At 63.0% G+C, this 21,713-nt stretch carries 24 protein-coding genes; 8 read left to right on the top strand and 16 right to left on the bottom strand.

From position 1 onward, the window contains the following. Positions 1-142: 142 nt before the first annotated feature. Entirely contained in the window at positions 143-679 is a 537-nt protein-coding gene (locus PSELUDRAFT_RS07325; protein WP_088968421.1) for a GspH/FimT family pseudopilin, read from the top strand. Then, a complete protein-coding gene (locus PSELUDRAFT_RS07330) occupies positions 676-1,095 on the top strand; it encodes a type IV pilin protein (RefSeq protein WP_088966226.1) in 420 nt (139 codons plus the stop codon). Before PSELUDRAFT_RS07325 ends, PSELUDRAFT_RS07330 begins: the two co-directional genes overlap by 4 nt. A 13-nt stretch (positions 1,096-1,108) precedes the next feature. On the opposite strand, the gene PSELUDRAFT_RS07335 is transcribed toward PSELUDRAFT_RS07330, so the two are convergent. The 8 genes from PSELUDRAFT_RS07335 to PSELUDRAFT_RS07370 form a co-directional block, all read right to left on the bottom strand. Continuing rightward, a complete protein-coding gene (locus tag PSELUDRAFT_RS07335) occupies positions 1,109-1,477 on the bottom strand; it encodes a FimV family protein (RefSeq protein WP_088966227.1) in 369 nt (122 codons plus the stop codon). 79 nt (positions 1,478-1,556) lie between these two features. Continuing rightward, entirely contained in the window at positions 1,557-2,645 is a 1,089-nt protein-coding gene (gene aroB, locus PSELUDRAFT_RS07340; protein WP_088966228.1) for a 3-dehydroquinate synthase, read from the bottom strand. 2 nt (positions 2,646-2,647) lie between these two features. Further along, entirely contained in the window at positions 2,648-3,181 is a 534-nt protein-coding gene (gene aroK / locus PSELUDRAFT_RS07345) for a shikimate kinase AroK (protein WP_179947595.1), read from the bottom strand. Positions 3,182-3,214: 33 nt separating this feature from the next. Continuing rightward, complete coding sequence (gene pilQ / locus PSELUDRAFT_RS07350) at positions 3,215-5,320, bottom strand: type IV pilus secretin PilQ (RefSeq protein WP_162291246.1); 2,106 nt, start codon at positions 5,318-5,320, stop codon at positions 3,215-3,217. Beyond that, positions 5,317-5,835, bottom strand: a complete 519-nt coding sequence (locus tag PSELUDRAFT_RS07355; protein ID WP_088966230.1) for a pilus assembly protein PilP — start codon at positions 5,833-5,835, stop codon at positions 5,317-5,319. Before PSELUDRAFT_RS07355 ends, pilQ begins: the two co-directional genes overlap by 4 nt. Positions 5,836-5,849: 14 nt before the next feature. Next, complete coding sequence (locus tag PSELUDRAFT_RS07360; protein WP_088966231.1) at positions 5,850-6,467, bottom strand: type 4a pilus biogenesis protein PilO; 618 nt, start codon at positions 6,465-6,467, stop codon at positions 5,850-5,852. Further along, positions 6,464-7,033 carry a PilN domain-containing protein gene (locus tag PSELUDRAFT_RS07365; protein ID WP_088966232.1) on the bottom strand — a complete coding sequence of 190 codons (570 nt, stop codon included), beginning with the start codon at positions 7,031-7,033 and terminating at the stop codon, positions 6,464-6,466. Before PSELUDRAFT_RS07365 ends, PSELUDRAFT_RS07360 begins: the two co-directional genes overlap by 4 nt. 1 nt (position 7,034) lies before the next feature. Beyond that, positions 7,035-8,156, bottom strand: a complete 1,122-nt coding sequence (locus PSELUDRAFT_RS07370) for a pilus assembly protein PilM (protein ID WP_369800090.1) — start codon at positions 8,154-8,156, stop codon at positions 7,035-7,037. A gap of 134 nt (positions 8,157-8,290) precedes the next feature. On the opposite strand from PSELUDRAFT_RS07370, the gene PSELUDRAFT_RS07375 reads away from it, so the two are divergent. Next, positions 8,291-10,663 (top strand): penicillin-binding protein 1A, encoded by a 2,373-nt coding sequence (locus tag PSELUDRAFT_RS07375; protein WP_088966233.1) that lies wholly within the window; start codon positions 8,291-8,293, stop codon positions 10,661-10,663. A gap of 70 nt (positions 10,664-10,733) precedes the next feature. Here PSELUDRAFT_RS07375 and arsC read toward each other — a convergent pair whose 3' ends face one another. After that, on the bottom strand, positions 10,734-11,078 hold the full coding sequence (arsC, locus tag PSELUDRAFT_RS07380; protein ID WP_088966234.1) for an arsenate reductase (glutaredoxin): 345 nt from the start codon (positions 11,076-11,078) through the stop codon (positions 10,734-10,736). 282 nt (positions 11,079-11,360) lie between these two features. Here arsC and PSELUDRAFT_RS07385 point away from each other — a divergent pair, with 282 nt between their 5' ends. Then, positions 11,361-12,584 carry a multidrug effflux MFS transporter gene (locus PSELUDRAFT_RS07385; protein WP_088966235.1) on the top strand — a complete coding sequence of 408 codons (1,224 nt, stop codon included), beginning with the start codon at positions 11,361-11,363 and terminating at the stop codon, positions 12,582-12,584. Between the two features lie 9 nt (positions 12,585-12,593). On the opposite strand, the gene ybaK is transcribed toward PSELUDRAFT_RS07385, so the two are convergent. The 4 genes from ybaK to PSELUDRAFT_RS07405 all read right to left on the bottom strand — a co-directional run bounded on the left by ybaK (position 12,594) and on the right by PSELUDRAFT_RS07405 (position 15,080). Continuing rightward, a complete protein-coding gene (ybaK, locus tag PSELUDRAFT_RS07390) occupies positions 12,594-13,076 on the bottom strand; it encodes a Cys-tRNA(Pro) deacylase (RefSeq protein WP_088966236.1) in 483 nt (160 codons plus the stop codon). A gap of 31 nt (positions 13,077-13,107) precedes the next feature. Next, entirely contained in the window at positions 13,108-13,737 is a 630-nt protein-coding gene (locus PSELUDRAFT_RS07395; protein WP_231895329.1) for a sulfite oxidase heme-binding subunit YedZ, read from the bottom strand. A 144-nt stretch (positions 13,738-13,881) separates the two neighbouring features. After that, complete coding sequence (msrP, locus tag PSELUDRAFT_RS07400) at positions 13,882-14,790, bottom strand: protein-methionine-sulfoxide reductase catalytic subunit MsrP (protein ID WP_088966238.1); 909 nt, start codon at positions 14,788-14,790, stop codon at positions 13,882-13,884. 110 nt (positions 14,791-14,900) lie between these two features. Then, positions 14,901-15,080: a hypothetical protein gene (locus PSELUDRAFT_RS07405; RefSeq protein ID WP_088966239.1), complete on the bottom strand. Its 180-nt coding sequence runs from the start codon at positions 15,078-15,080 to the stop codon at positions 14,901-14,903. A 171-nt stretch (positions 15,081-15,251) separates the two neighbouring features. On the opposite strand from PSELUDRAFT_RS07405, the gene PSELUDRAFT_RS07410 reads away from it, so the two are divergent. From PSELUDRAFT_RS07410 to PSELUDRAFT_RS07420, 3 genes are all read left to right on the top strand, one after another. Then, a complete protein-coding gene (locus tag PSELUDRAFT_RS07410; RefSeq protein ID WP_088966240.1) occupies positions 15,252-16,394 on the top strand; it encodes a homoserine O-acetyltransferase in 1,143 nt (380 codons plus the stop codon). Continuing rightward, complete coding sequence (metW, locus tag PSELUDRAFT_RS07415; protein WP_088966241.1) at positions 16,391-16,987, top strand: methionine biosynthesis protein MetW; 597 nt, start codon at positions 16,391-16,393, stop codon at positions 16,985-16,987. Before PSELUDRAFT_RS07410 ends, metW begins: the two co-directional genes overlap by 4 nt. A gap of 65 nt (positions 16,988-17,052) precedes the next feature. Continuing rightward, entirely contained in the window at positions 17,053-18,729 is a 1,677-nt protein-coding gene (locus PSELUDRAFT_RS07420) for an MFS transporter (protein ID WP_088966242.1), read from the top strand. An 88-nt stretch (positions 18,730-18,817) separates the two neighbouring features. Here PSELUDRAFT_RS07420 and wrbA read toward each other — a convergent pair whose 3' ends face one another. After that, complete coding sequence (wrbA, locus tag PSELUDRAFT_RS07425) at positions 18,818-19,414, bottom strand: NAD(P)H:quinone oxidoreductase (protein WP_088966243.1); 597 nt, start codon at positions 19,412-19,414, stop codon at positions 18,818-18,820. A gap of 55 nt (positions 19,415-19,469) precedes the next feature. On the opposite strand from wrbA, the gene PSELUDRAFT_RS07430 reads away from it, so the two are divergent. Further along, positions 19,470-20,678 (top strand): YihY family inner membrane protein, encoded by a 1,209-nt coding sequence (locus tag PSELUDRAFT_RS07430; RefSeq protein WP_088966244.1) that lies wholly within the window; start codon positions 19,470-19,472, stop codon positions 20,676-20,678. Here PSELUDRAFT_RS07430 and PSELUDRAFT_RS07435 read toward each other — a convergent pair. Both PSELUDRAFT_RS07435 and PSELUDRAFT_RS19310 read right to left on the bottom strand, forming a co-directional pair. Next, positions 20,633-21,460: a DUF3025 domain-containing protein gene (locus PSELUDRAFT_RS07435; RefSeq protein WP_088966245.1), complete on the bottom strand. Its 828-nt coding sequence runs from the start codon at positions 21,458-21,460 to the stop codon at positions 20,633-20,635. The genes PSELUDRAFT_RS07430 and PSELUDRAFT_RS07435 overlap by 46 nt on opposite strands. Next, positions 21,460-21,597: a hypothetical protein gene (locus PSELUDRAFT_RS19310; protein WP_157725054.1), complete on the bottom strand. Its 138-nt coding sequence runs from the start codon at positions 21,595-21,597 to the stop codon at positions 21,460-21,462. The genes PSELUDRAFT_RS07435 and PSELUDRAFT_RS19310 overlap by 1 nt, the downstream gene beginning before the upstream one ends. Between the last annotated feature and the right edge of the window lie 116 nt (positions 21,598-21,713).

Consider the following 21,713-nt stretch of genomic DNA (forward strand, 5'->3'; position numbering starts at 1 on the left):
GGGGGGGGGCAGCGTTGCCTGCTGTTGCCTGACCGGCCGGGTGTTCCCAAGCAATCGTCAGTTTGTGCTGCCCTGGCTGCTTCCCGTTGCTGCGCCGTATTCAAATGCTGTCATGCAATGACTACGGCATGGCGGTGCGAACATGGTGCGACAGCATGGTTTCACGCTGATAGAGATTGTTGCGGTCATCTGCCTGCTGGCAGTGGTAATGAGCTTTGTGGCTGCCGACATGGGCAGCCTCATCCGCCGCCCACGCTACGAGGCGGCCGTCCGTCGCGTTGTCGCCAATCTCAGCAGAGCACGTACCGAAGCCAGGCTGCGGCGCCTGCCGGTGCACGCCTGTGCGGCCAACTTCAAGAGCAATCTGGATCTGCAAGGCTGCCTGCCGCTGCCGAAACAGGGGCCGCCCTACCGCTGGGAACAGGGGTTGATCGTTTTTTACGATCGGCCGGATGGCATTGCCGGGGTGTACGACAGCAAGGAGCTGCTGGCGGTCAACCCGCTGGATCCGGGCTTGCCGCTGCAACTGAGCGCCATGCAGCAGCGGCTGACGTTTTTGCCAAGCGGACTGCTGAGTGAAAGTCGTGTCGAACTGGAGTTCAGGGCCCGGCAGGACGACTGGTGCCGGCGTATTGTCGTCTACAAGGCAGGCATGGTGCGCCAGCTGGAGTGCGCATGAAGGCGCGCGGGTTCAGCCTGCAGGAGCTCGTGGTGTGCCTGGTGCTCACCAGTCTGCTGGCGGGTTGGGGCATCAGCAGTTATCGCCAGCACGTGCTGCAGCAGGAGCTGCAGGCCGTGGCAGGGCGCTTGAAACAGTGTGCGGCCTTCCTGGAGGAATACTATGCGGTGAACTTCCGCTACAAGGAGTCGGCATATAACTGGCCGGCCTTGCCTTACAGCCGTTACCCGGACACGGGAAACATGAAATTCCAGATCGGTTTTGGCGCCACCGCCCGCAATACCGACAACGGCTATTACGCCCTGCGCGCGGTGGATACCGCCGATAAACGCCACTACGTCGAATTAACGCAGACCGGCATGCTCAGGCATTGCTACCCGGAAGGCAGCAAGACGGTCTGCCAGCTCATGCATTGATGGGATATATGGCTCAGTGCAGCTGGAACAGCGGGTGGCGCGGCGCCAGCTCCCGGCCCTCGGCGGCGATTACCTGCCACACCGGCAGCTGGGACAGGCGGGGGTGCAGTTGCTGCGCCAGTTCGATGTAGGCGCGGGTATCCAGCAGATAGGCATGGGTTTGCAGCAGCAGCAGCTGGGCGGCCAGGTTGTCCGGTTCGAGCTTGACGGTGTACAGCAGCACACGCAGCGCTTCCTTGCGCTTGCCGTAGGAAAGGAATATTTCGGCTTCGGCCACCGGATCGATGCCACGATCCTGCGGCGGGACGAAATGGCCGGCTTTGAGCAGGTTGCTCAGGCGACCCAGCCCGGCGGCTGCGCTGGAAAACAGTTGCTTGTACATGAGCGACTCCCGAATGTTTCGGAAGATTGTCCGGTTTGTACCAGCTGGCCGCAATTCGTAGAAATGCGTATAAGCCGGGCTATGTTTTTTCAATAAACCGGCCGGTCAGCAGGGGCTGCAACACGCTGGCAGCAAGCGGTGCCACATAAGCCTGGCCAAGCGAGCGCAATAGTACGAAACGGATTTCGCCACCGCTTACCTTTTTGTCATGGCTCATCAATTCCAGCCAGGTGTCCACGCCAAGGTCCGGGCTCATGGTCGGCAAGCCGGCCAGCTCCAGGATGCGTTTCACCCGCTGCACGTCCGCTTCGCCGAGATTGCCCAGCAAACGGGATGCCTCCGCTGCCAGCAACATGCCGGCACCGACAGCCTCGCCGTGTAGCCAGGTACCAAAGCCGAGCCCGGCCTCGATGGCGTGGCCGAAGGTATGGCCGAGATTCAACAGCGCCCGGACGCCATGTTCCTTTTCATCCTGCGACACGATGTCGGCCTTCATCGCACAGGAGGTCTGTACCGCATGCGACAGCACATTCTTGTCCTTGCTGCGCAGCGCCGGCAGGTTCTGCTCCAGCCAGCTAAGGAATTCTGCATTGCCCAGCAGGCCGTACTTGATGATTTCGGCCAGGCCGGCGGACAGCTCGCGCTCGGGCAGCGAATCCAGCAGATCCATGTCGGCAATCACCGCCTTGGGCTGGTAGAAGGCACCGATCATGTTCTTGCCCAGCGGATGGTTGATGGCGGTCTTGCCGCCCACCGATGAGTCGACCTGGGCCAGCAGGGTAGTGGGGATCTGGATGAACGGCGCGCCGCGCTGGTAGCAGGCGGCAGCAAAGCCCACCATGTCGCCGATGACACCGCCACCCAGTGCGATCAGGGTGGTGCTGCGCTCGCAGCGCTGTTGCAGCAACGCATCGAAAATCAGATTGAGCGTTTCCCAGGTCTTGAAGTCTTCGCCATCCGGCAAAATGATGGGAATCACGCTGATGCCCTGGGCTTCCAGCGCGGCACGCAGGGGCGTCAGATAGAGCGGTGCTACCGTGGTGTTGCTCACCACGGCAACCTTGTTGTGCTTGATATGGGGAAGCAGCAGATCGACCCGGTCGAGCAGTTGCTGTCCGATGTGGATGGGATAGCGGGTGTCCGGCAGGGTCAGATCAAGAGTAATCATAGTCAGATGGCTTGCTTGCTCAGGCGTTGTTCCAGGCGTTGGACCAGGGTGTTGACATTCTGCGAGCTGGTGTCGACCACGATATCCGCTATTTCCATATAGAGCGGGTCACGCTGCAGGTAGAGCTGTTCCAGCTTCGAGCGGGGGTCGGCGGTTTGCAGCAGCGGGCGGCTCTTGTCGTGCTTGGTGCGCGCCAGGATGTCGTCGATCTGCGCCCGCAGGTAGATCACGGTGCCGTGGGCCTTCAGCGCCGCACGGTTTTCCGCTGCCAGAATGGCTCCGCCGCCGGTGGCCAGCACGATGTCGTGCAACTGGCATAGCTCGGCAATCACCTGCTTTTCGCGCTCGCGAAAGCGCACTTCGCCCTCGATATCGAAAATCGTGGTGATCTTGACGCCGGTACGACGCTCGATTTCATGATCGGAGTCGTAAAAGGTCTTGCCCGCATGCCGCGCCAGTGTGCGGCCAACCGTGGTTTTGCCGGCTCCCATCAGCCCGACCAGAAAGAAATTGCCTGCCAGTTCCATGGCAGGCATTGTATCGGATTGCATCAAGCGCTGTCGTCGAATTTAGCGCGCGATCAGCTCGCTTTCCACGATACGCGGGGTGATGAATACCAGCAGTTCGCGGCGGTTATTGATAACCGACTTGTTGCGGAACAAGGCACCCAATACCGGAATATCGCCCAGCAGCGGTACCTTGTTTTCCGTGTTGCTGTTGTCCTGTGTGTAAACCCCACCAATGACCACTGTGCCGCCATTCTGCACGCGCACTTCGGTGGTGATGGTCTTGGTGTCGATCGCCGGCTCGGTGCCGACTACCAGGCTGCTGCTGACACTGTCCTTGGAAACATTCAGTTTCAGCACGATGTCCTCATCCGGGGTGACCTGTGGTGTCACGGTGAGGCTCAGTAGTGCTTGCTTGAACTGGGTGGTGGTGCTGTTAGCCGTGGTGCTGGTGTAGGGTATCTCTGTGCCCTCGGAGATGGTGGCAGGGGTGCGGTCAGCCGTCAGGATGCGCGGGCTGGACACGATCTTGCCTTGTCCTTCCGCCTGCATGGCAGACAACTCCAGGCCGATGATGGTACTGGCGCGCTGGTACACGGCGCCGATGCTGCCACCGGTCAGACCGGCAGGCAGATTGATGTTCGGACTGAAAGAGATGGTGCCAGCGCTGCCAAAAGTGCCAATGGATGTATCGCCGCCTACGTGTTTAACGCCCAGCTTCACGCCAAGGTCACGCTGGAAGTTGTCGGTGGCCTCCACGATTCGGGCCTCGATCAATACCTGGCGCAACGGCGTATCCAGCGTCTGGATGATCTTGCGCAGTTCTTCTACTACCGATACGCGGTCACGGACGATCAGCTTGTTGGAGCGCGGGTCTACTACCAGGCCAGTGAACTTGGCATTTTGTGCGGCAGTGGTCGCATCTTGGTTGGTATCCAGGGCGCCGCTGTCGCGGTAAACAGCAACCAACTGGGTCAGCGCATCCTTGAATTCTTCTACTGCGCGGTAACGGATCTGGAAGGTTTCCGTGATGAGCGGCTCGTTGCTTATCTTCTGGCGCTGTGCTGCAGCGGCATCCTTTTCCGCGGCCAGCAGTTCAGCGCGTGGGGCGATGCGGATCACATTGCCAGCCTGGCGTTTTTCCAGCCCGCGCTGCGCCAGGATCAGATCCAATGCCTGGTCCCAGGGCACGTCCTTCAGACGCAGGGTCAGCGAGCCGTTCACTGAGTCGCTGACAATCACGTTCAGGCCGGTGAACTCGGCAATCACCTGCAGCAAGGAGCGCACTTCCACATTCTGGAAGTTCAGCGACAGCTTTTCACCCTTGTACGGGCTCTTGCCTTGTGCCAGTAGCGCTGCATCCTGTTCTGCTGACGTTTGTTTCTGGATTTCCACCACCAGGCGGCGGTCGGTCTGGTAGGACGAGTAGGTCCAGTTACCTTCGGACTGGATGACTACGCGGCTGCCCTTGCCCTGATTCATGGCTTCGACCTGGGTGGCCGGGGTGGCGAAATCGGTAACATCCAGGCGACGTTCCAGCGAGTGCGGGATTTTCACCCCCGGCATCTCCACTATGACATTCTTGCCCTCACGGCGAATATTCACTGGCGTGTCGGCACTGGGCAGATCCATGACGATGCGCGAACCACCGGCATTGCCGCGGCGGAAGTCCAGGCTGGCGAGCATGCCGCCCGGTGCCATGGCGCCAGGGGCGGCGGCAACGACCGGGGTCTGGATTTCGGTAGGCGGCTCACTATTGGCCGCACTGCTGCCATTGCTGCTACCCACGCTGGACAGGGTAACCAGTACGCGGTTGCCATCGAGTTTGCTGGTGTAGGAAGCTGGTTTGTTCAGCGACAGTACCAGGCGGGATTTGTCCTGCCCTTCAACCAGGGTGGCACCAGTGATCAGGTTGCTGTTCAGGGAAAACTGGTTCTTGCCGGTCTGATTGTGGGTCGAGGGGAAGTCGAAGGCAATGCGTGGCGGCGAAGACAGGGCAAAGCTGCGTGGCGTGGTGGCAGCATCGGCAAAGCTGATGGCCAGCACCTGTTCGTCCAGGGTGCCCTGGAGCAGCTTGACATCGGTGATGGTGCTGGCAGCCCAGGCAGGCAGGGACAGACCGGTCAGCAGCAGAGCTGAAGAAAGCAGTGTCAGCGAAATTTTTTTCATGGGGTTTTTCCTTGTTCCGCCTGCAGGAGGAGGTGATTGTCCTGCTTGACCCATTCTCCGTTGATATTTTCCACGGTCTCTTCGAGGCGCACTTCAGTCTCGGAAATACTGCGCACGATGCCGAAATTGGGACCGATAAAGCTGCCGACCCTGATCTGCTGGATACCGACATCGGGTGTTCTGATCAGGCCGATGCGACCTTGCTTGCGCTGGACGGTACCAACCAGTTTCAGCTTGTCCAGATCATAGTTCTCCAGCAAATCGCGTGTGCGTTGGAGATCCGGCATGTTCTGGCTGGATTTCTTGGCAATCTGCAGACGGTCGGTATTGAATGGCGGTACCAGGCTCTGCCCCTGATATTCGGCCGGTATATAGGCCGTCATGGGCGGAATCGGCTCAATGGTGCCCTTGATACCTTTACCTGCCTGCTGCATCCATTGCTCGATATCATCGTTCGATCTGTAGCCACAGCCTGCCAGCAGTAACCCGATCAGCAGCGAGAGAATCAGTTTCATGATGAGCGTCTGACCTATTTCTTGGGTTTGGCCGCAGCGGCTTCGCTCGGGTCAAGCGCACGGTAGGTGCGTGCCGTGGCGTCCAGTGTCAGTCGTGGTTCGCCTGGGCCGGCGCCGAGCGGGTTCAGCGTAATGTTGCCGATGGTAACGATACGCGACAGCTTGGCCACATCGGTGGCGAAGGTTGCCAGATCGCTGTAGCTGCCGCTCAGCTTGATCTGGATGGGCAGTTCAGCCAGTTGCTCATTGCGGATTTCGGCCGCGGGGCGGAACAGCTCGAACTGTAGCCCGCGGCCAACGCCTGCCTGGTTGATCTCGGTCAGCAGCGAGTCCATTTCGGCCTTGCTCGGCAGTTGCTTGAGCATGGCATTGAAAGACTGTTCGATCTGCTGCAGTTGCGCTCGCAATGCCTCCAGGTTGGCAACCTGCTGCTTCTTGTTGATGAAGGTGTCTTTCAGTTGCTCTTCCTGCTGTTGCGCTTGTTTCAGCTGGTCGTACATGCCGGAAAACAGCGCATAGTAGGCGAGTGCAAAGGCGAGCAGCGCCATGATGACCATGAAGCCGATCTGAGCTGGCAACTGCCAGTTGGGCATGTCCTTGAAGTCAAGTTGACGAATCTCGTCCAGGGTCATTTCTTCACTCCCTGCGCTGGCGGCGTGTCGTTGCGCAGACTGACGTTGAGGCTGAAGCGGCTGGCGTGGATATTGTTGTCCACCGTCGCGGCAACTTCGACCAGCACCGGGTCGGCAAATACTTTCGATTCACTCAGGTTGTGCATCAGCTGCGATACCCTGGCACTGGACAGTGCCGAGCCGCCCAGGCTGATGGTCTGCCCATTCTGGGAGAAGGTCCGCAGATAGACGCCTTCCGGCACCATGCGGATCAACTCGTCGAAGATGTGCACGGCCTGGCCGCGTTCGGTCTGCAATTTTTCGATCAGCGCCTGACGCGTCAATAGTGTCGAGCGTTTCTGGCGCAGCAGTTCAATATCTTTCAGCTGTGCATTCAGGTGGTCGATTTCCTGTTGCAGACGCTGGTTGCGCTCTTGCTGTGCGGTCTGCCAGCTGTTCAATACCAGGTAGCTACCGGCCAGTATCGCGGCGATGGCGAGTACGCTGCCGATCAGAATGTGCTGGAAGCGCCGGCGGTGTGCGGCTTTCTTCTGTTCGCGGTGTGGCAGCAGGTTGATGCGGATCATGTCAGTCGAATCTCCGCAGGGCGAGACCACAGGCGACCAGCAGCGAAGGCGCATCCAGCAGCAGTTCCTTCAGCGGAATGCGCGGCGACTGGGTCATGGTGGTAAACGGGTTGGCAATCATGGTGCTGATCTGGGTACGCGCCAGTACGGCCTCGTCCAGGCCCGGCAGCATGCTGCAGCCACCGGCCAGCAGGATGTAATCCACGCGCAGGTATTGCGACACGCTTACCGTGGTGTAGAAGAACTGCAGCGCCCGCTGGATCTCCTGGGCCAGCGAGTCCACGAACGGGTGCAGCAACTCGCTTTCGAAACTGTCGGGCAGGGTCATCGAACGCTTGGCAACCTCGGCGTCCTCGAAGCTGTAACCGAAGCGGCGCTGAATGTCGCGGGTGAGCTGGCTGCCGCCGAACACCTGTTCGCGGTAGTACAGCTGCTGGTCGTTGCGGATGATCGAGCAGTGGGTCTTGTTGGCGCCCACGTCGAACAGGGCGAAGGTCTGGTTCATGCCCTGATCCGGCAGTTGCTGCTGGATCTGTTCGAAGGCGGTCATCATGGCAAAAGCGTCGATATCGACCACCTCCACCTTCAGCCCGGCCATTTCCGCCACCGCCACGCGCTCTTCCACCTTCTCCTTGCGTGCGGCACAGATCATCACGTCCAGGTCGCCGGCGCTGTTGAGCGCCGGGCCGAGCACCTGGTAGTCCAGGTTCACTTCGGCCAGCGGGAACGGGATGTACTGGTTGGCCTCACGTTCGACCTGCAACTCCAGGTCGTCCTCCTCCGCCGCGGCCGGCACCAGGATCTTCTTGTAGATGGCCATCGAGGTAGGCAGGCTGATGGCGACACGGCGCGTGGGGCTATCCAGCCGCTTCCAGGCGCGGGTAATGGTGGCGGCAACCTCTTCCATATTGTTGATGTTGCCGTCGATGATGACGTCCTTGGGCAGCGGCTCAATGACGTAGTGTTCGAGTTGCGGTGTCTGGCCAATGGCGCTGAACTCCACGATCTTGACCGCGGAGCTGCTGACATCCATTCCAAGCAGCGAATGCTGGGCGGGTTTAAGCCAACTTCCCAGAACGTTCTGCATGCTGGCGAAGTCAAAGCGACGTTTTTCTTCTGCCATCTGTGTATGGCCTGCCGGATACCGGCGGCCAACCTCCCTGGTTGCGGCGCTTGTTTGCTGCGCTTTGTTGCAAATCGTCGTGTGGCACGACCATACAGGTATAATGCCCCATCACATTTATAGGCTAGAACATCATGCTCAAGCGTGTTGCGATCATGATTGCAGGCATAGTTGCCGGCACTGCCGTGCTGCTGGCTGGTTTGCTTGCCGTCGCGATCATCGTGACCTACCCCCGACTGCCGAGTCTGGACATCCTTACCGACTACCGGCCCAAGATGCCGCTGCGTGTTTACACCGCGGACAGTGTGCTGATTGGCGAATTCGGCGAGGAGCGTCGCTCTTTTTCCCGCATCCAGGACGTGCCGCAAAACATGAAGCAGGCATTGCTGGCGGCCGAGGATGAACGCTTTTACCAGCACGGTGGCATTGATTACCTGGGTGTCTTACGTGCCGCAGTTGGAAACGTAGTATCCGGACGCACGCATTCTGGTGCAAGCACCATTACCATGCAGGTAGCCAAAAACTTCTTCTTATCGAGTGAAAGAACTTTCACTCGTAAATTCAATGAAGCACTGCTGGCCTTCAAGATTGAGCATACTTTATCGAAAGACCAGATTCTCGAGTTATACATCAATCAGATTTATCTGGGGCAGCGTGCTTACGGTTTTGCCGCCGCCGCGCAGGCTTATTATGGCAAGCCTTTGAATTCGCTGAGTATTGCCGAAATGGCCATGCTGGCGGGTTTGCCCAAGGCGCCATCCAGCTATAACCCGATTGTTAATCCGGACCGTGCCAGACTGCGCCAACTGTATGTTTTACGGCGCATGTACGAGCTGCATTTCATTACCAACGAACAGTATGAAGCGGCCAAGGCAGAAAAACTGGTTCTGGCACGCCAGGTAACCGATACCAGCCTGCCGGCGCAGTACGTGGCGGAGATGGTGCGACAGGCCATGTATGGTCGCTACAAGGAAGCGGCCTACACCGAGGGCTACCGCGTATACACCACGCTGGATAGTCACCACCAGCAGTGGGCGTTCGACTCGCTGCGCGCCGGTCTGCTGGACTACGACCGCCACCAGTCCTACCGTGGCCCGGAATCCTTTGTCGACCTGTCCGCCATCGCCAGCGATGAACTGGAAGAAACGCTGGATGAGGCGCTGTCCGCCATTCGCGACAGCGGCAATATGCAGCCGGCCATCGTGCTGGATGCCAGCCAGTCGCGCGTCAAGCTGTACCTGCGTGGCGGCAAGCGCGTGGACGTTACCGGCAGCGGCCTGAGCTTTGCCCGCTTTGCGCTGTCCGATCGCGCCCCGCCGGCCCAGCGCCTGCGCCCTGGCGCGCAGATTCGCGTGGTGCAGGATGCCAAGGGCAACTGGCAGATTACCCAGATGCCGGAAGTGGAGGGTGCCTTCGTGGCGCTGGATCCGCGCAGCGGCGCCATCAAGGCGCTGGTAGGTGGTTTCGACTTCAACCGCCGCAGCTTCAACCACGTTACCCAGGCCATGCGTCAGCCGGGTTCCACCTTCAAGCCGTTCATCTACTCGGCAGCACTGGATCGCGGTTTTACACCGTCCACGCTGATCAACGATGCGCCGCTCACCATCGACCCGCAGACCATTGGCGGCCAGAGCTGGGACCCGAAGAACGATGACGGCAAATATGCCGGCATGATCAGCATGCGCCGCGCGCTGGCTCTGTCGAAGAACCTGGTGTCCATCCGCATCATGATGGCCATCGGCCCGGATTTTGCGCAGCAGTACGTGCAGCGTTTCGGCTTCGACCCCAAGAACGTGCCGGCCTACCTGACCATGGCGCTGGGTGCCGGTCAGGCTTCGCCGCTGCAGATGGCCGAGGCCTACTCGGTGATCGCCAACGGCGGTTTCCGTACCCGTGCCTACTTCGTTGACCGCATCGAGGACGCAGACGGCCACGTGCTGGCCAAGACCGCGCCGGTGGTGGCGGGGCAGAACGCGCAGCAGGTGATGGACCCGCGCAATGCCTTCATCATCGGCAACATGATGAAGGACGTGGTGCGCTTCGGTACCGCCAACCGTGCCACCGCGCTGGGCCGCAGTGACATCGCCGGCAAGACCGGTACCACCAGCGAATTCCGCGATGCCTGGTTTGCCGGCTTCAACCCCGGTCTGGTGGCGGTTACCTGGGTGGGCTACGACCAGCCGCGCAGCCTGGGCCGTTACGGCTACGGTGCCACCGCGGCACTGCCGATCTGGATCAACTACATGGGCAATGCGCTCAAGGGTGTACCGGATGTGGAGCTGCCGCCGCCGAACGGCGTGGTGGTGAAGCCGGGCGCCGGTCTGCGCGGCAATGACGAGTACTTCCTGGACGAGTTCCAGAACACCAACCCTGAGCTGCACATCAACAACCGTGGCAGCGTGCCGGGCAGCGGCAATGGTGGTAGTGATGCTTCCGACAGCGGCTCGCAGGCACCGCCACCGCCGTCGCAGGATGCGGTGGAAAACGTCAAGGAACAGCTGTTCTGAGCGTACGCCTGGAAACAGCAACGGCCCGGGGGCTTGTTTCCCCCGGGCCGTTTTCATTCACAGCTGCCGCTTATAGCAGCTTGAGCAGGTTCTCCGGCGGGCGGCCAATGGCGGCAGCAGTATCGCCCACGGCGATCGGGCGCTCGATCAGGCGCGGATGCGCCAGCATGGCGGCGATCAGCGCTTCTTCGCCGAGGCTGCTATCGGCCAGGCCCAGTGCCTGGTATTCCTCTTCCTTGCTGCGCAGCAGCTCGCGCGCGGAAATGCCGAGCAGGGCCAGGATGTGGCGCAGCTCCTCGGCGCTGGGTGGCGTTTTCAGGTAGTCGATCACCTGCAGCTCGGCGCCGCGTTCCTGCAGCAGTTGCAGGCCTTCGCGCGATTTGGAGCAGCGGGGGTTGTGATAGTAGCGCAGCATGGTGGGCCTTTCCGGCGTTGTATCCGTCATGAAGTACAGTCGACAAAGACTGGGTCAAGCGCCTAATGTACAAAACGCCTGATTTGAGGGGGACTCGAAAAACCCTGCTTTCCAAGCGAGACAAGGCGCGAGCGAAACGACCTCCGCTGCATATGCTTGATATGCAAGGAGGCATAATCGTGAGCAAGGCCGTATCGTGACGAAAGCGGGTGTTTTTCGAGGCGCCCTTGAAACCGCACAGTGTAGTGCGCGGGCAACCTTTTGAGAAAGCACCTTATCTACATGGCCGATTCCGCCAATAAAAAGCATGGGGCGCTGGCCCTGCTGCTGGCGGCCCTGGCAACCCTGGGGCCGTTCTCCATCGATACCTTCCTGCCGGCGATGAGCGACATCGGCCATGCGCTGCAGGCCAGCCCGCTGCAGATGCAGCAGGCGCTGTCGGTATATCTGTTCTGCTATGGCCTGATGATGCTGTGGCACGGCGCCATCTCCGATGCGGTTGGCCGCAGGCCGGTGGTGCTGGTGACCTCCCTGCTGTTCGCGCTGGCGTCCGTGGGCTGCATGCTGGCGCCCAACCTGGGTACGCTGCTGCTGTTCCGCGCACTGCAGGGCCTGTGCGGCGGTGCTGGCCTGGTGGTGGGACGGGCGATCATCCGTGACCGTTTCACCGGCCACGATGCGCAGCGCATGATGTCGCAGGTCACCATGCTGTTCTCGCTGGCGCCGGCGGTGGCACCGGTGATCGGCGGCTGGCTGTTCGGCGCCTTCGGCTGGCGCTCCATCTTCCTGTTCATGGCGCTGGTGGGGCTGGCGCTGTTCGTGGCCAGCTGGCGCAGCCTGCCGGAAACCCACGGCCCGGCGCAGCGCAGCGCCCTGCACCTGGGCAAGCTTGCGGCCAACTATCTGGAGGTGGCAAAGAAGCACGACTTCCAGCTGCTGGCACTGGCCGTCACCTTCAACTTTGCCGGTTTCTTCGTCTACATCCCGGCGGCACCGGTATTCCTGATGCAGCACCTGGGGCTGGGGCACAACGATTTTCTGTGGCTGTTCGGCCCGGCGGTGGGCGGCATCATGCTGGGGGCGTTTGTTTCCGGGCGGCTGGCCGGCCGCCTTGCCGCGCGCGAACAGGTGAACCTGGGCTACGGGCTGATGTTCGCCGCCGCCGCGCTCAACCTGCTGCAGGCGCTGTTGCTGACGCCGGCGGTGCCGTGGGCAGTGCTGCCGCTGGGGCTTTACACCGTGGGCATGTCGGTGGCGGCGCCGTCCATCACCATCGTGCTGATGGACCAGTTTCCGCACCTGCGCGGCACAGTGTCTTCGGTGCAGGGCTTCGTGCAGACCATGATGTCCACGCTGCTGGCCGGGGTGATTGCGCCGCTGGTGTGGGGCAGCGTGCTTAACATGGCCTGCTGGATGACCTTCTCGGTGACGGCGGGCTTCCTGCTGCGCATGCGCTACCGCCGGCGCATGGATCGCCACTATCAGGCGATCGAGCTGGATTCCTGAGGCAGCGCTTCAGGCCTGGGCATTCACCAGCGTGGGCTGCAGCACGCGCTGTACATCGGCCGGGCTGATGCCCACCAGGAAGCCGCGCTTGCCGCCGTTGATGTAGATGCGCGGCAGCTCGGCGATGCTGGCTTCCATATACACCGGCATGGCGGCCTTGGTGCCGAACGGGCTGGTGCCGCCCACCTGGTAGCCGCTGTGCTTGTCGGCGGTTTTCGGGTCGCAGGGGCTGATCTTTTTGGCGCCGATCTGCTTGGCCAGCATGCCGGTGCCCACCTCGCAGTCGCCGTGCATCAGCACGATCAGCGGTTTCTTCTGCTCGTCTTCCATGATCAGCGTTTTCACCACGCAGTGCTCATCCACCCCCAGTTCGCGGGCGGAGACCGTGGTGCCGCCGCGCTCCTCGTACTTGTACAGGTGCTCGCTGTAGTCCACCTTGTGTTCGCGCAGTACCCGTACTGCCTGGGTTACCGGTGTCTTGTCCTTGGCCATACCTGTATCTACCACAAAATCAAACCGGTGCTCATTGTACGCGGCGCGGCCAACGTTGCCACAGCCGCCAGGCCAGCAGCACGGCCAGGATGCCGGCATACAGCATGGGCTGGCTGATGTCGCGCTTCACCAGCCACCAGTAGTGCAGCACGCCGCAGATGGCCAGCGGGTAGACCAGCCGGTGCAGCCGGCCCCAGTTGCGTTTCAGCCGTCGCATCCAGTTGTCGGTGGAGGTGAAGGCCAGCGGCAGCATCATGCTCATGGCCGCCATGCCCACGGTGATGAATGGCCGCTTCATGATGTCGTGGCCGATGGCGTGCCAGTCGAAGAACTGGTCCAGCCACAGGTAGCTGGAGAGGTGCAGCACGCCGTAGAAGAAGGCGTACAGCCCAAGCATGCGCCGCAGGCGCAGCAGCCAGCCGGGGGCGCCCAGCCAGCGCAGCGGCGAAACGGCCAGCGTCAGCAGCAGGAAGCGCAGCGTCCAGTCGCCCAGCGCGCGGATCAGGTATTCGATGGGGTTCACCGCCTGGCCGCCAAACACCACGTAGGCGATCTGCGCCAGCGGCAGCAGGCACAGCGCGAACACCACGCCCTTGAGCCAGGACAGCTGGCGTGGTGACGGGCGGACAAGGTTGGCCGCAAGGGTAGTATTCATAGTCATGTCAGAACCTGTTTACGATCTCGCGAGCTAGCGCGAGACAAGGCGAGAACGGCTGAGGGAGCGGAGTTTACGAACAGTAAATGAGCATTTCGAAGACGTTATCAACGCCGTGTCGCCGAAGCGCAGCAGCTCGTAAACCGGTTCTCAAAAGTTCTTTACCAGATCCATGCCTCGGTACAGCTGTGCCACCTGCGCGCCGTAACCGTTGAACGGCAGCGTCTTGCGCTTGAGGAACTCGCCGATGCGCCGCTCGGTAGCCTGGCTCCAGCGCGGGTGGTCCACCGCCGGGTTGACGTTGGAGTAGAAGCCGTACTCGTCCGGTGCCGCCTGGTTCCAGCTGGTCAACGGCTGCTTTTCCACCAGCCGGATGCGGGTGATGGCCTTGATGCTCTTGAAACCGTACTTCCACGGCACCACCAGGCGGATCGGCGCGCCGTTCTGGTTGGGCAGCACGTCGCCGTACAGGCCCACCGCCAGGATGGTGAGCGGCTGCATCGCTTCATCGATGCGCAGCCCCTCGCGGTACGGCCAGTCCAGCACCCGCCGCGCCACGCCCGGCATCTCGCCCGGGTGCAGCGCGGTTTCGAACGCCACGTACTTGGCTTTGGAGGTTGGCCGCACCTGCGCCAGCAGGCTGGCCAGCGGAAAGCCTATCCACGGAATCACCATGCTCCAGCCTTCCACGCAGCGCAGCCGGTAGATGCGCTCCTCCTGCGGGTACTTCAGCAGCTCCTCGATGCCGAAGCTGCGCGGCTTTTCCACCTCGCCATCCACCACGATGTTCCACGGCCGCGTCTTGAGCTTGCCGGCGTACATTGCCGGCTCATCCTTGCTGGTGCCGAACTCGTAGTAGTTGTTGTAGCTGGTGATATCGCTGCGGCTGTTGGGCTGCTCGGTGGTGGAGAACGGGCTTTTCCTGGCCGGCAGGCTTGCCAGCGCACTGGCCGGCAGCAGCAGGCCGGCGGCGCCAACCATGAACTGGCGGCGGTTGAGGTAAACGCTGCGGGGGGTGATATCCGACGGCAGGATGTCGGAAGGGTGGCGAATCAGCATGGCGCATCTCCTGGCAGGTGATGCCGGTGAGTCGGCAGGGGCGGTCAAATCTGACAGCGTAGAGCGCAAAAAATTCTCAACCGGGCGCTATGCGGCCAACTTTATGGTGGCTAGAGGCGGATGCCGGCGATGGCCAGTGCCACGAACAGTGCTGCACTGAGCAGCAGAGCCACCGCCAGGGTGCGCACGAAGCGGTGAATGTGTTGCCGTTGCTGCCGGCTCAGCAGCCAGCGGGCGGCCAGGTAGCAGATACCCAGCAGCAGGAACAGGCGGAACAGGCGGCCGATCATCGCGATATCCGGCAAATATGAAGGGTGACGATTATCAGGAACGGGTAGGCAGGTGCGCAAGCGCAGGTTACCGATATAATCGGGGCTTGCCATGGAGAAGCCTTGCCATGGACGTGCCAGAGTCGCAAAGACCGTGCCGCGCGTCCATCGCCGACTAGCAAAGAGAAACGCATGCCCAATAACGCATCTTCCGTCGGTATCGTCAGCGCGCAGCGCGCGCTGTTCGAGACACCGCTGGAGCTGGCCAGCGGGATGACGCTGCCCGGCTACGAGCTGGTGTTTGAAACCTATGGCGAACTGAACGCCGAGCGCAGCAATGCCATCCTGATCTGCCACGCGCTGTCCGGCCACCACCACGTTGCCGGCCGCTACAGCGCCGACGACAAGGCCGCCGGCTGGTGGGACAACATGATCGGCCCCGGCAAGCCCATCGATACCAACCGCTTCTTCGTGGTGGGCGTCAACAACCTGGGCGGCTGCCACGGCAGCACTGGCCCGTCCAGCATCGACCCGGCCACCGGCCAGCCATGGGGCTCGCGCTTCCCGGTGATGACGGTGCCGGACTGGGTTACCTCGCAGGCGCGCCTCGCCGACCGGCTGGGCGTCGGCCGCTGGGCGGCGGTGATCGGCGGCAGCCTGGGCGGCATGCAGGCGCTGCAGTGGAGCATCGCCTACCCGGAACGCATCGCCCACGCAATGGTGATCGCCTCGGCGCCCAAGCTGTCGGCGCAGAACATCGCCTTCAACGACGTGGCGCGGCAGGCCATTCTCACCGACCCGGATTTCTGCGGCGGCGACTTCTACGCCGTTGGCACCATTCCGCGCCGCGGCCTGCGCCTGGCGCGCATGCTGGGCCACATCACCTACCTGTCGGACGACGGCATGGGCGAGAAATTCGGCCGCATGCTGCGCTCCGGCGAATACAAGTTCGGCTACGACGTGGAGTTCGAGATCGAGAGCTACCTGCGCTACCAGGGCGACAAGTTCTCCGACTACTTCGACGCCAACACCTACCTGCTGATGACCAAGGCGCTGGATTACTTCGACCCGGCCAAGGACTACGACGGCGACCTGGTGGCGGCGCTGAAAAAGGCCAGCGCCAGCTTCCTGGTGGCCAGCTTCACCAGCGACTGGCGCTTCTCGCCGGAGCGCTCGCGCGAAACGGTGAAGGCGCTGATCGCCGCCGGCAAGCGCGTCAGCTACGGCGAGATCGAATCGGTGCACGGCCATGACGCCTTCCTGATGACCGATCAGCCCTATGTGGAGCTGATGCGTGCCTACCTGAACCGCGTGGCCGAGGAGGTGAACGCATGAGCTTTTTCGATTCCCTGCGCCCCGACCTGCAACTGATCGCCGACTGGATTCCGCCAGGCAGCCGCGTGCTGGATCTGGGCTGTGGCGAGGGCGAACTGCTGGCCTGGCTGCAGCACAACAAGCAGATCAACGGCTATGGCGTGGATTTCGACGTGAACAACGTGGTGAGCTGCGTGAAGGCCGGCGTCAACGCCATCCAGGGTGACCTGGAGGCCGGCCTCGCCGAGTTCGAGGACCAGCGCTTCGACCACGTGGTGCTGTCGCAGACCATCCAGGCCATGCGCCATACCGAGGAAATCCTGCTGGAGATGCTGCGGGTTGGCCGCGAAGCCATCGTGACCTTCCCCAACTTCGGCTACTGGCAGAACCGCTGGCAGATCATGCTCGGGCGCATGCCGGTGTCCGACGACATGCCCTACCAGTGGTACAACACCCCCAATATCCACTGGTGTATGCTCGGCGACTTTGACGCGCTGTGCGCCAAGAACCGCATCCGCGTGCTGGAGCGGGTGGTGATGACGCATGGCCGGCAGGTGAATGTCCTGCCCAATCTGCGCGGCAGCCTGGCGTTCTACCGCGTCAGCCGCGGCTGAATGCGGCCAACCCTGTATCGGCGGGCGCTGCGGCGCCCGCTGTGTTTTCGACAAGAGGGCGTGTAATGCGCGATATCCGACAGCTGGGCAGCTGGCGCATGCTGATGATCTGGGTACTGGGCTTTGCCAGCGGCTTGCCGCTGGCGCTGTCCGGCACCGCCATGCAGGCCTGGCTGACAGTGGACGGCATCGACGTGGCCACCATCGGCTTTCTGAGCCTGGTGGGGCTGCCGTATACCTTCAAGTTCCTGTGGGCGCCGCTGATGGACCGCTTCGAGCCGCCGCTGTTCGGCCGCCGCCGCGGCTGGCTGGTGCTCACCCAGCTTGGTCTCGCCGCCGCGCTGCTGGCGATGTCGGCGCTGTCGCCGGCGCGCGACGTGCAGGGCTTTGCCTTGCTGGCGGTGCTGCTGGCCTTTCTGTCCGCCTCGCAGGACGTGGTGATCGACGCCTACCGCACCGACGTGGTGACGCCGGAGCAGCGCGGGCTGGCGTCCTCGCTAGGGGTGTTCGGCTACCGGCTGGCCATGGTGCTGTCCGGTGGCATCGCCATGGTGTGGGCCGACCCGCTCAATGGCGGCGGCTGGAGCTGGAACGGCATCTACCGGCTGATGGCGCTGATCATGCTGCTGCTGGCCGGGCTGTCGCTGCTGCTGTTGCCGCCGGTGCCCAAGGACAGCGTGGCGCCGCAAAGCGATGCGCGCAACGACCTGAAAGGCTTTGCCGCGCTGCTGCTGGTGGTGGTGATCGGCTACCAGTTCACCACCCATCTGGTGGCGCCGCTGGCGGATCGCGTGCTGTCGCCGCTGTTCCCGCTGGCGGTGAGCCAGCCGCACTCCGCCAGCCAGGGTGCAGTGCAGGCCGTGGCACAAACGGTGCCGCCTGCGGCCAACCCTGCAAGCACTGCGACCGGCAACAAGATGCAGGCCGGCAAGGCGGCAGCCGCCAGACCGGCGGTAGCGCCCAAGAAGAAATGGGTGGATCTGCTGTCGCTGCTGATCGGCGTGGCGTTTACCGTGCCGCTGGCGTGGTGGGCGGCGCGGCGGGCGAAGTTCGAAACCCTCAACCGCTCGCTGGGCAACTTCTTCAGCATGGAAGCGGCCGGCTCCTTCCTGGCGCTGATCATCCTCTACAAGCTGGGCGATGCCTTCGCCGGCGCGCTCACTACTACCTTTCTGCTTAAGGGCGTGGGCTTTGCCCAGGCCGAAATCGGCGTGGTGAACAAGGTGATCGGCATCTGGCTCACCATTGTCGGCGCGCTGCTGGGCGGCACGCTGATGCTGCGGCTGGGGCTGTATCGTGCGCTGCTGGGCTTTGGCGTGTTCCAGATGTTCTCCAACCTCGGCTTCTGGCTGGTGGCGGTGTCCGGCAAGGGCGCCTGGGGCGGCTTCACCCTGCCGGCCTTCGACTGGATCATCGTGGCGCTGAAGGAAAGCACCCAGGTGGACTACCTGCTGCTGTTCGCGGTGGCGCTGGAGAATCTGGCCAGCGGCATGGGCACCGCGGCTTTCGTCGCCTTCCTGATGGCGCTGTGCAACCACCGCTTTACCGCCACCCAGTTCGCGCTGCTGTCGGCCTTCGCCGCCATCGGCCGGGTGTGGGTGGGGCCGCTGTCCGGCGTGCTGACCGAAAGCATAGGCTGGCCGGCGTTCTTCCTGTTCGCCACCGCCTCCGCCGCGCCGGGGCTGATCATGCTGATGCGGCTGAAGACGCGGGTGATGGCGCTGGATATCGCCCGGGCCTGAGCCTGCAAGGCCGCCGGGGACAAGAAAAAATGCCGTTCACGGAGCAGCGTGAACGGCATTTTTGCGTGGCTGGCCTGACGCGGGCGGCTCAGCCGTTTGCGGCCAACCTTTTCGCGGCCTCGGCCAGGCGTTTGCCCTGGGCGATGGCCAGTTTCTTTTCGTCCTCGCTGATCGGCGCATGCTGACTGCCGGCCACGTGGCTGGGGCCGTAGGGGGTGCCGCCACTGCGGGTGTGGCTCAGCGCCGGCTCGGTGAACGGTAGGCCCATGATCAGCATGCCGTGGTGCAGCAGCGGGATCATCATCGACAGCAGCGTGGATTCCTGGCCGCCGTGCTGGCTGCTGCTGCTGGTGAACACGCAGGCCGGCTTGCCGGCCAGGGTGCCCTGCATCCACTCCGCCGCGGTGCCGTCAAGGAAGTACTTCAGCGAGGCGGCCATGTTGCCGAAGCGGGTGGGGCTGCCCAGCGCCAGGCCGCTGCAGTCGGCCAGGTCCTGCCTTTCCACATAGGGGGCGCCGTTGTCCGGCACCGCCGGCGCGGTGGCCTCGCACACGGTGGAGACCTTGGGCACGGTGCGCAGGCGGGCGCGGCAGCCTTCCACGCTGTCGATGCCGCGGGCGATCAGCCGCGCCAGCTCGCGGGTGGCGCCGTGCTGGCTGTAATAGAGCACCAGAATATCCTGCATGACCAGTCCTATCGGTTAACATTGGCAACCAGCATTTTACCGGCTCGCCCCTACCGTGTCCCTTTCCGTCCCCACCGTGTTCGGCTTTGCCGTGTTCATCCGCAACCGCCTGGCGCAGCAGCGCGTGCTGCAGGTAGCGGGCAGCCTGACCTTTACCACCCTGCTGGCGCTGGTGCCGCTGCTCACCATCGCGCTGACGATGATGTCGGCGTTCCCGGTGTTTTCCGACTACAGCACCCGCTTCAAGGTGATGCTGCTGTCCACGCTGGTGCCGGAGTTCGCCGGCAAGGTGATTACCGTCTACATGCGCCAGTTTGCCGACAATGCCGAAAAGCTCACCGCCGCCGGCATCGTGATGCTGGGGGTGACCTCGCTGATGCTGATGTCCACGGTGGAGCGCACCTTCAACAGCATCTGGGGCGTGCGCCGCGCGCGGCCGTGGCTGCAGCAGGGCATGGTGTACTGGACGGTGCTGACGCTGGGGCCGCTGGTGCTGGGCGGCGGCCTGCTGGGCTGGCGGCTGCTGTTCAAGACCACCCGCATCGAGCACACCATGCCGCTGCTGGCGGAAACCCTGCAGGCGCTGGGCAGCATCGGCCTCACCATGCTGGTGCTGGGCCTGTTGTTCCGCATCGTGCCCAACCGCTACGTGCCGATGCGCCACGCCATGCTGGGCGGGCTGGTGACCGCGGTGCTGCTGGAGGTGACCAAGCTGGTGTTCGGTTTCTATATCGGCGAGGTGGCCAACTACCAGCTGGTGTACGGCGCCTTCGCCAGCCTGCCCATCCTGCTGCTGTGGCTGTTCTGCCTGTGGCTGGTGGTGCTGGTGGGCGCGGTGCTCACCGCTTCGTTCTCCTACTGGGAAGGCCGCGCCTGGCGCCGCCGGCTGGAGCCGCGCCGCCGCTTCCTGGATGCGGTGGAGGTGCTGGTGATGCTGGACCGCGCGCAGGATGCCGGCCAGGCCTTGCGCCCGGAAGACCTGCGCCGCGAGGTGAAGGTGGGCTACGACGAGCTGGGTAGCGTGCTGGACAAGCTGGCGCTGGCCGGCTACGTGCAGAAGGGCGGCAACGATGGCTGGGTGCTGCTCAAGCGGGCGGAGGGGATTTCCCTGGCCGATGTGTTCCGCCTGTTCGTCTACCGCCCGGAGCTGAATGCCGAGGATGACGATATCGCCGCCGGCGTGGAGCAGCTGCTGCAGCCCACCATGGGCGAGCTGGCTCAGTTCAGCGTGGCGGAGTTTGCGCGCCGGGTAGGGCGGAAGTAGTCGCGGTTGCCGTAGAAGGCGGCATCCTGCTGCGGCCACCAGCCGGGCATGCCCAGCAGCGGCAGCGGTAGCAGCTCGCGCGGGCGGGCAAGCCAGCCGTCGTCGGCCAGCAGGGCCGCCAGGCGCGCATCCAGCGCCTGCTGGCGCTGCCAGTAGTCCAGCCGGAAGAATTCCTCTGCCACCGGCAGCAGCAATGCCTTGCCGCACCAGCCGATGTGCATCGCCAGCCCCTGCTCGAACAGCGCATGGCCCAGCACGTGGCTGTCGATGCGCTGCCCCCAGTCCGCGGCGCGGCCGACGAACAGCGTCTGCCAGTCCATGTCGCGCAGCGCCTGTGCCAGCGTCTCGTCGCTTACCGGCACGATCACTCCGCATTCATCCAGCAGCGTGGCCGCGTCGCGGAACGGCCCGCGGCCAACTTCGCCACGTTCGATGGCGCGCACGTGGCGGTTATTCAGCGCCAGCTTGCTCTGCGGCCACGACAACCAGGCCAGCGCGCCGAACCAGTCATGCCAGTTCTGCGTGCGGGTGGGTACTTCGCCGCTGCTGCCGATATGCATCTCGTAGTACAGTTCCGGCGCCAGGTCGCAGGCAAAGCGCAGTGTCGCGGGCAAAGGTTGGCCGCAAGCACGGGCATGCGCCAGCAGCGCGTCGTACTCGGCCTGGCCTGGCCAGTCGGCAAACTGCGCAGCCTCGCGCCACGGCGCCAGGCTGCGGTACAGCGGGTGCGGCTGCCAGCTGCTGAAAGCGGTGGGCAGGCAGCCCTGGGCGACCATGCGCATTACTGGGCCTGGCTGCTGGCTTGGGCGGCGGGCTGGTTGCCGGCTTGCGGCTTGGCGGTGAAGTGGTTGATCACGCTGGCCAGCACGATGCCGATGACGGCCAGCAGGGCGAGACGTTGCAGTAGATTCAGTTTCATCGGGCTTTCGGCAGTAAAAATGCCGCCGGTACGGCCGGTCGGCAGGGAGTGGGCATGGCGGGGCAGTGCCGCCGCCACCGGGGGCGAAGTATCCGGCAGAAGGCCATGGTGTGTCA

Origin of the sequence: Vogesella sp. LIG4, assembly GCF_900090205.1 — a bacterium.
In the GTDB taxonomy this organism is placed as follows: domain Bacteria; phylum Pseudomonadota; class Gammaproteobacteria; order Burkholderiales; family Chromobacteriaceae; genus Vogesella.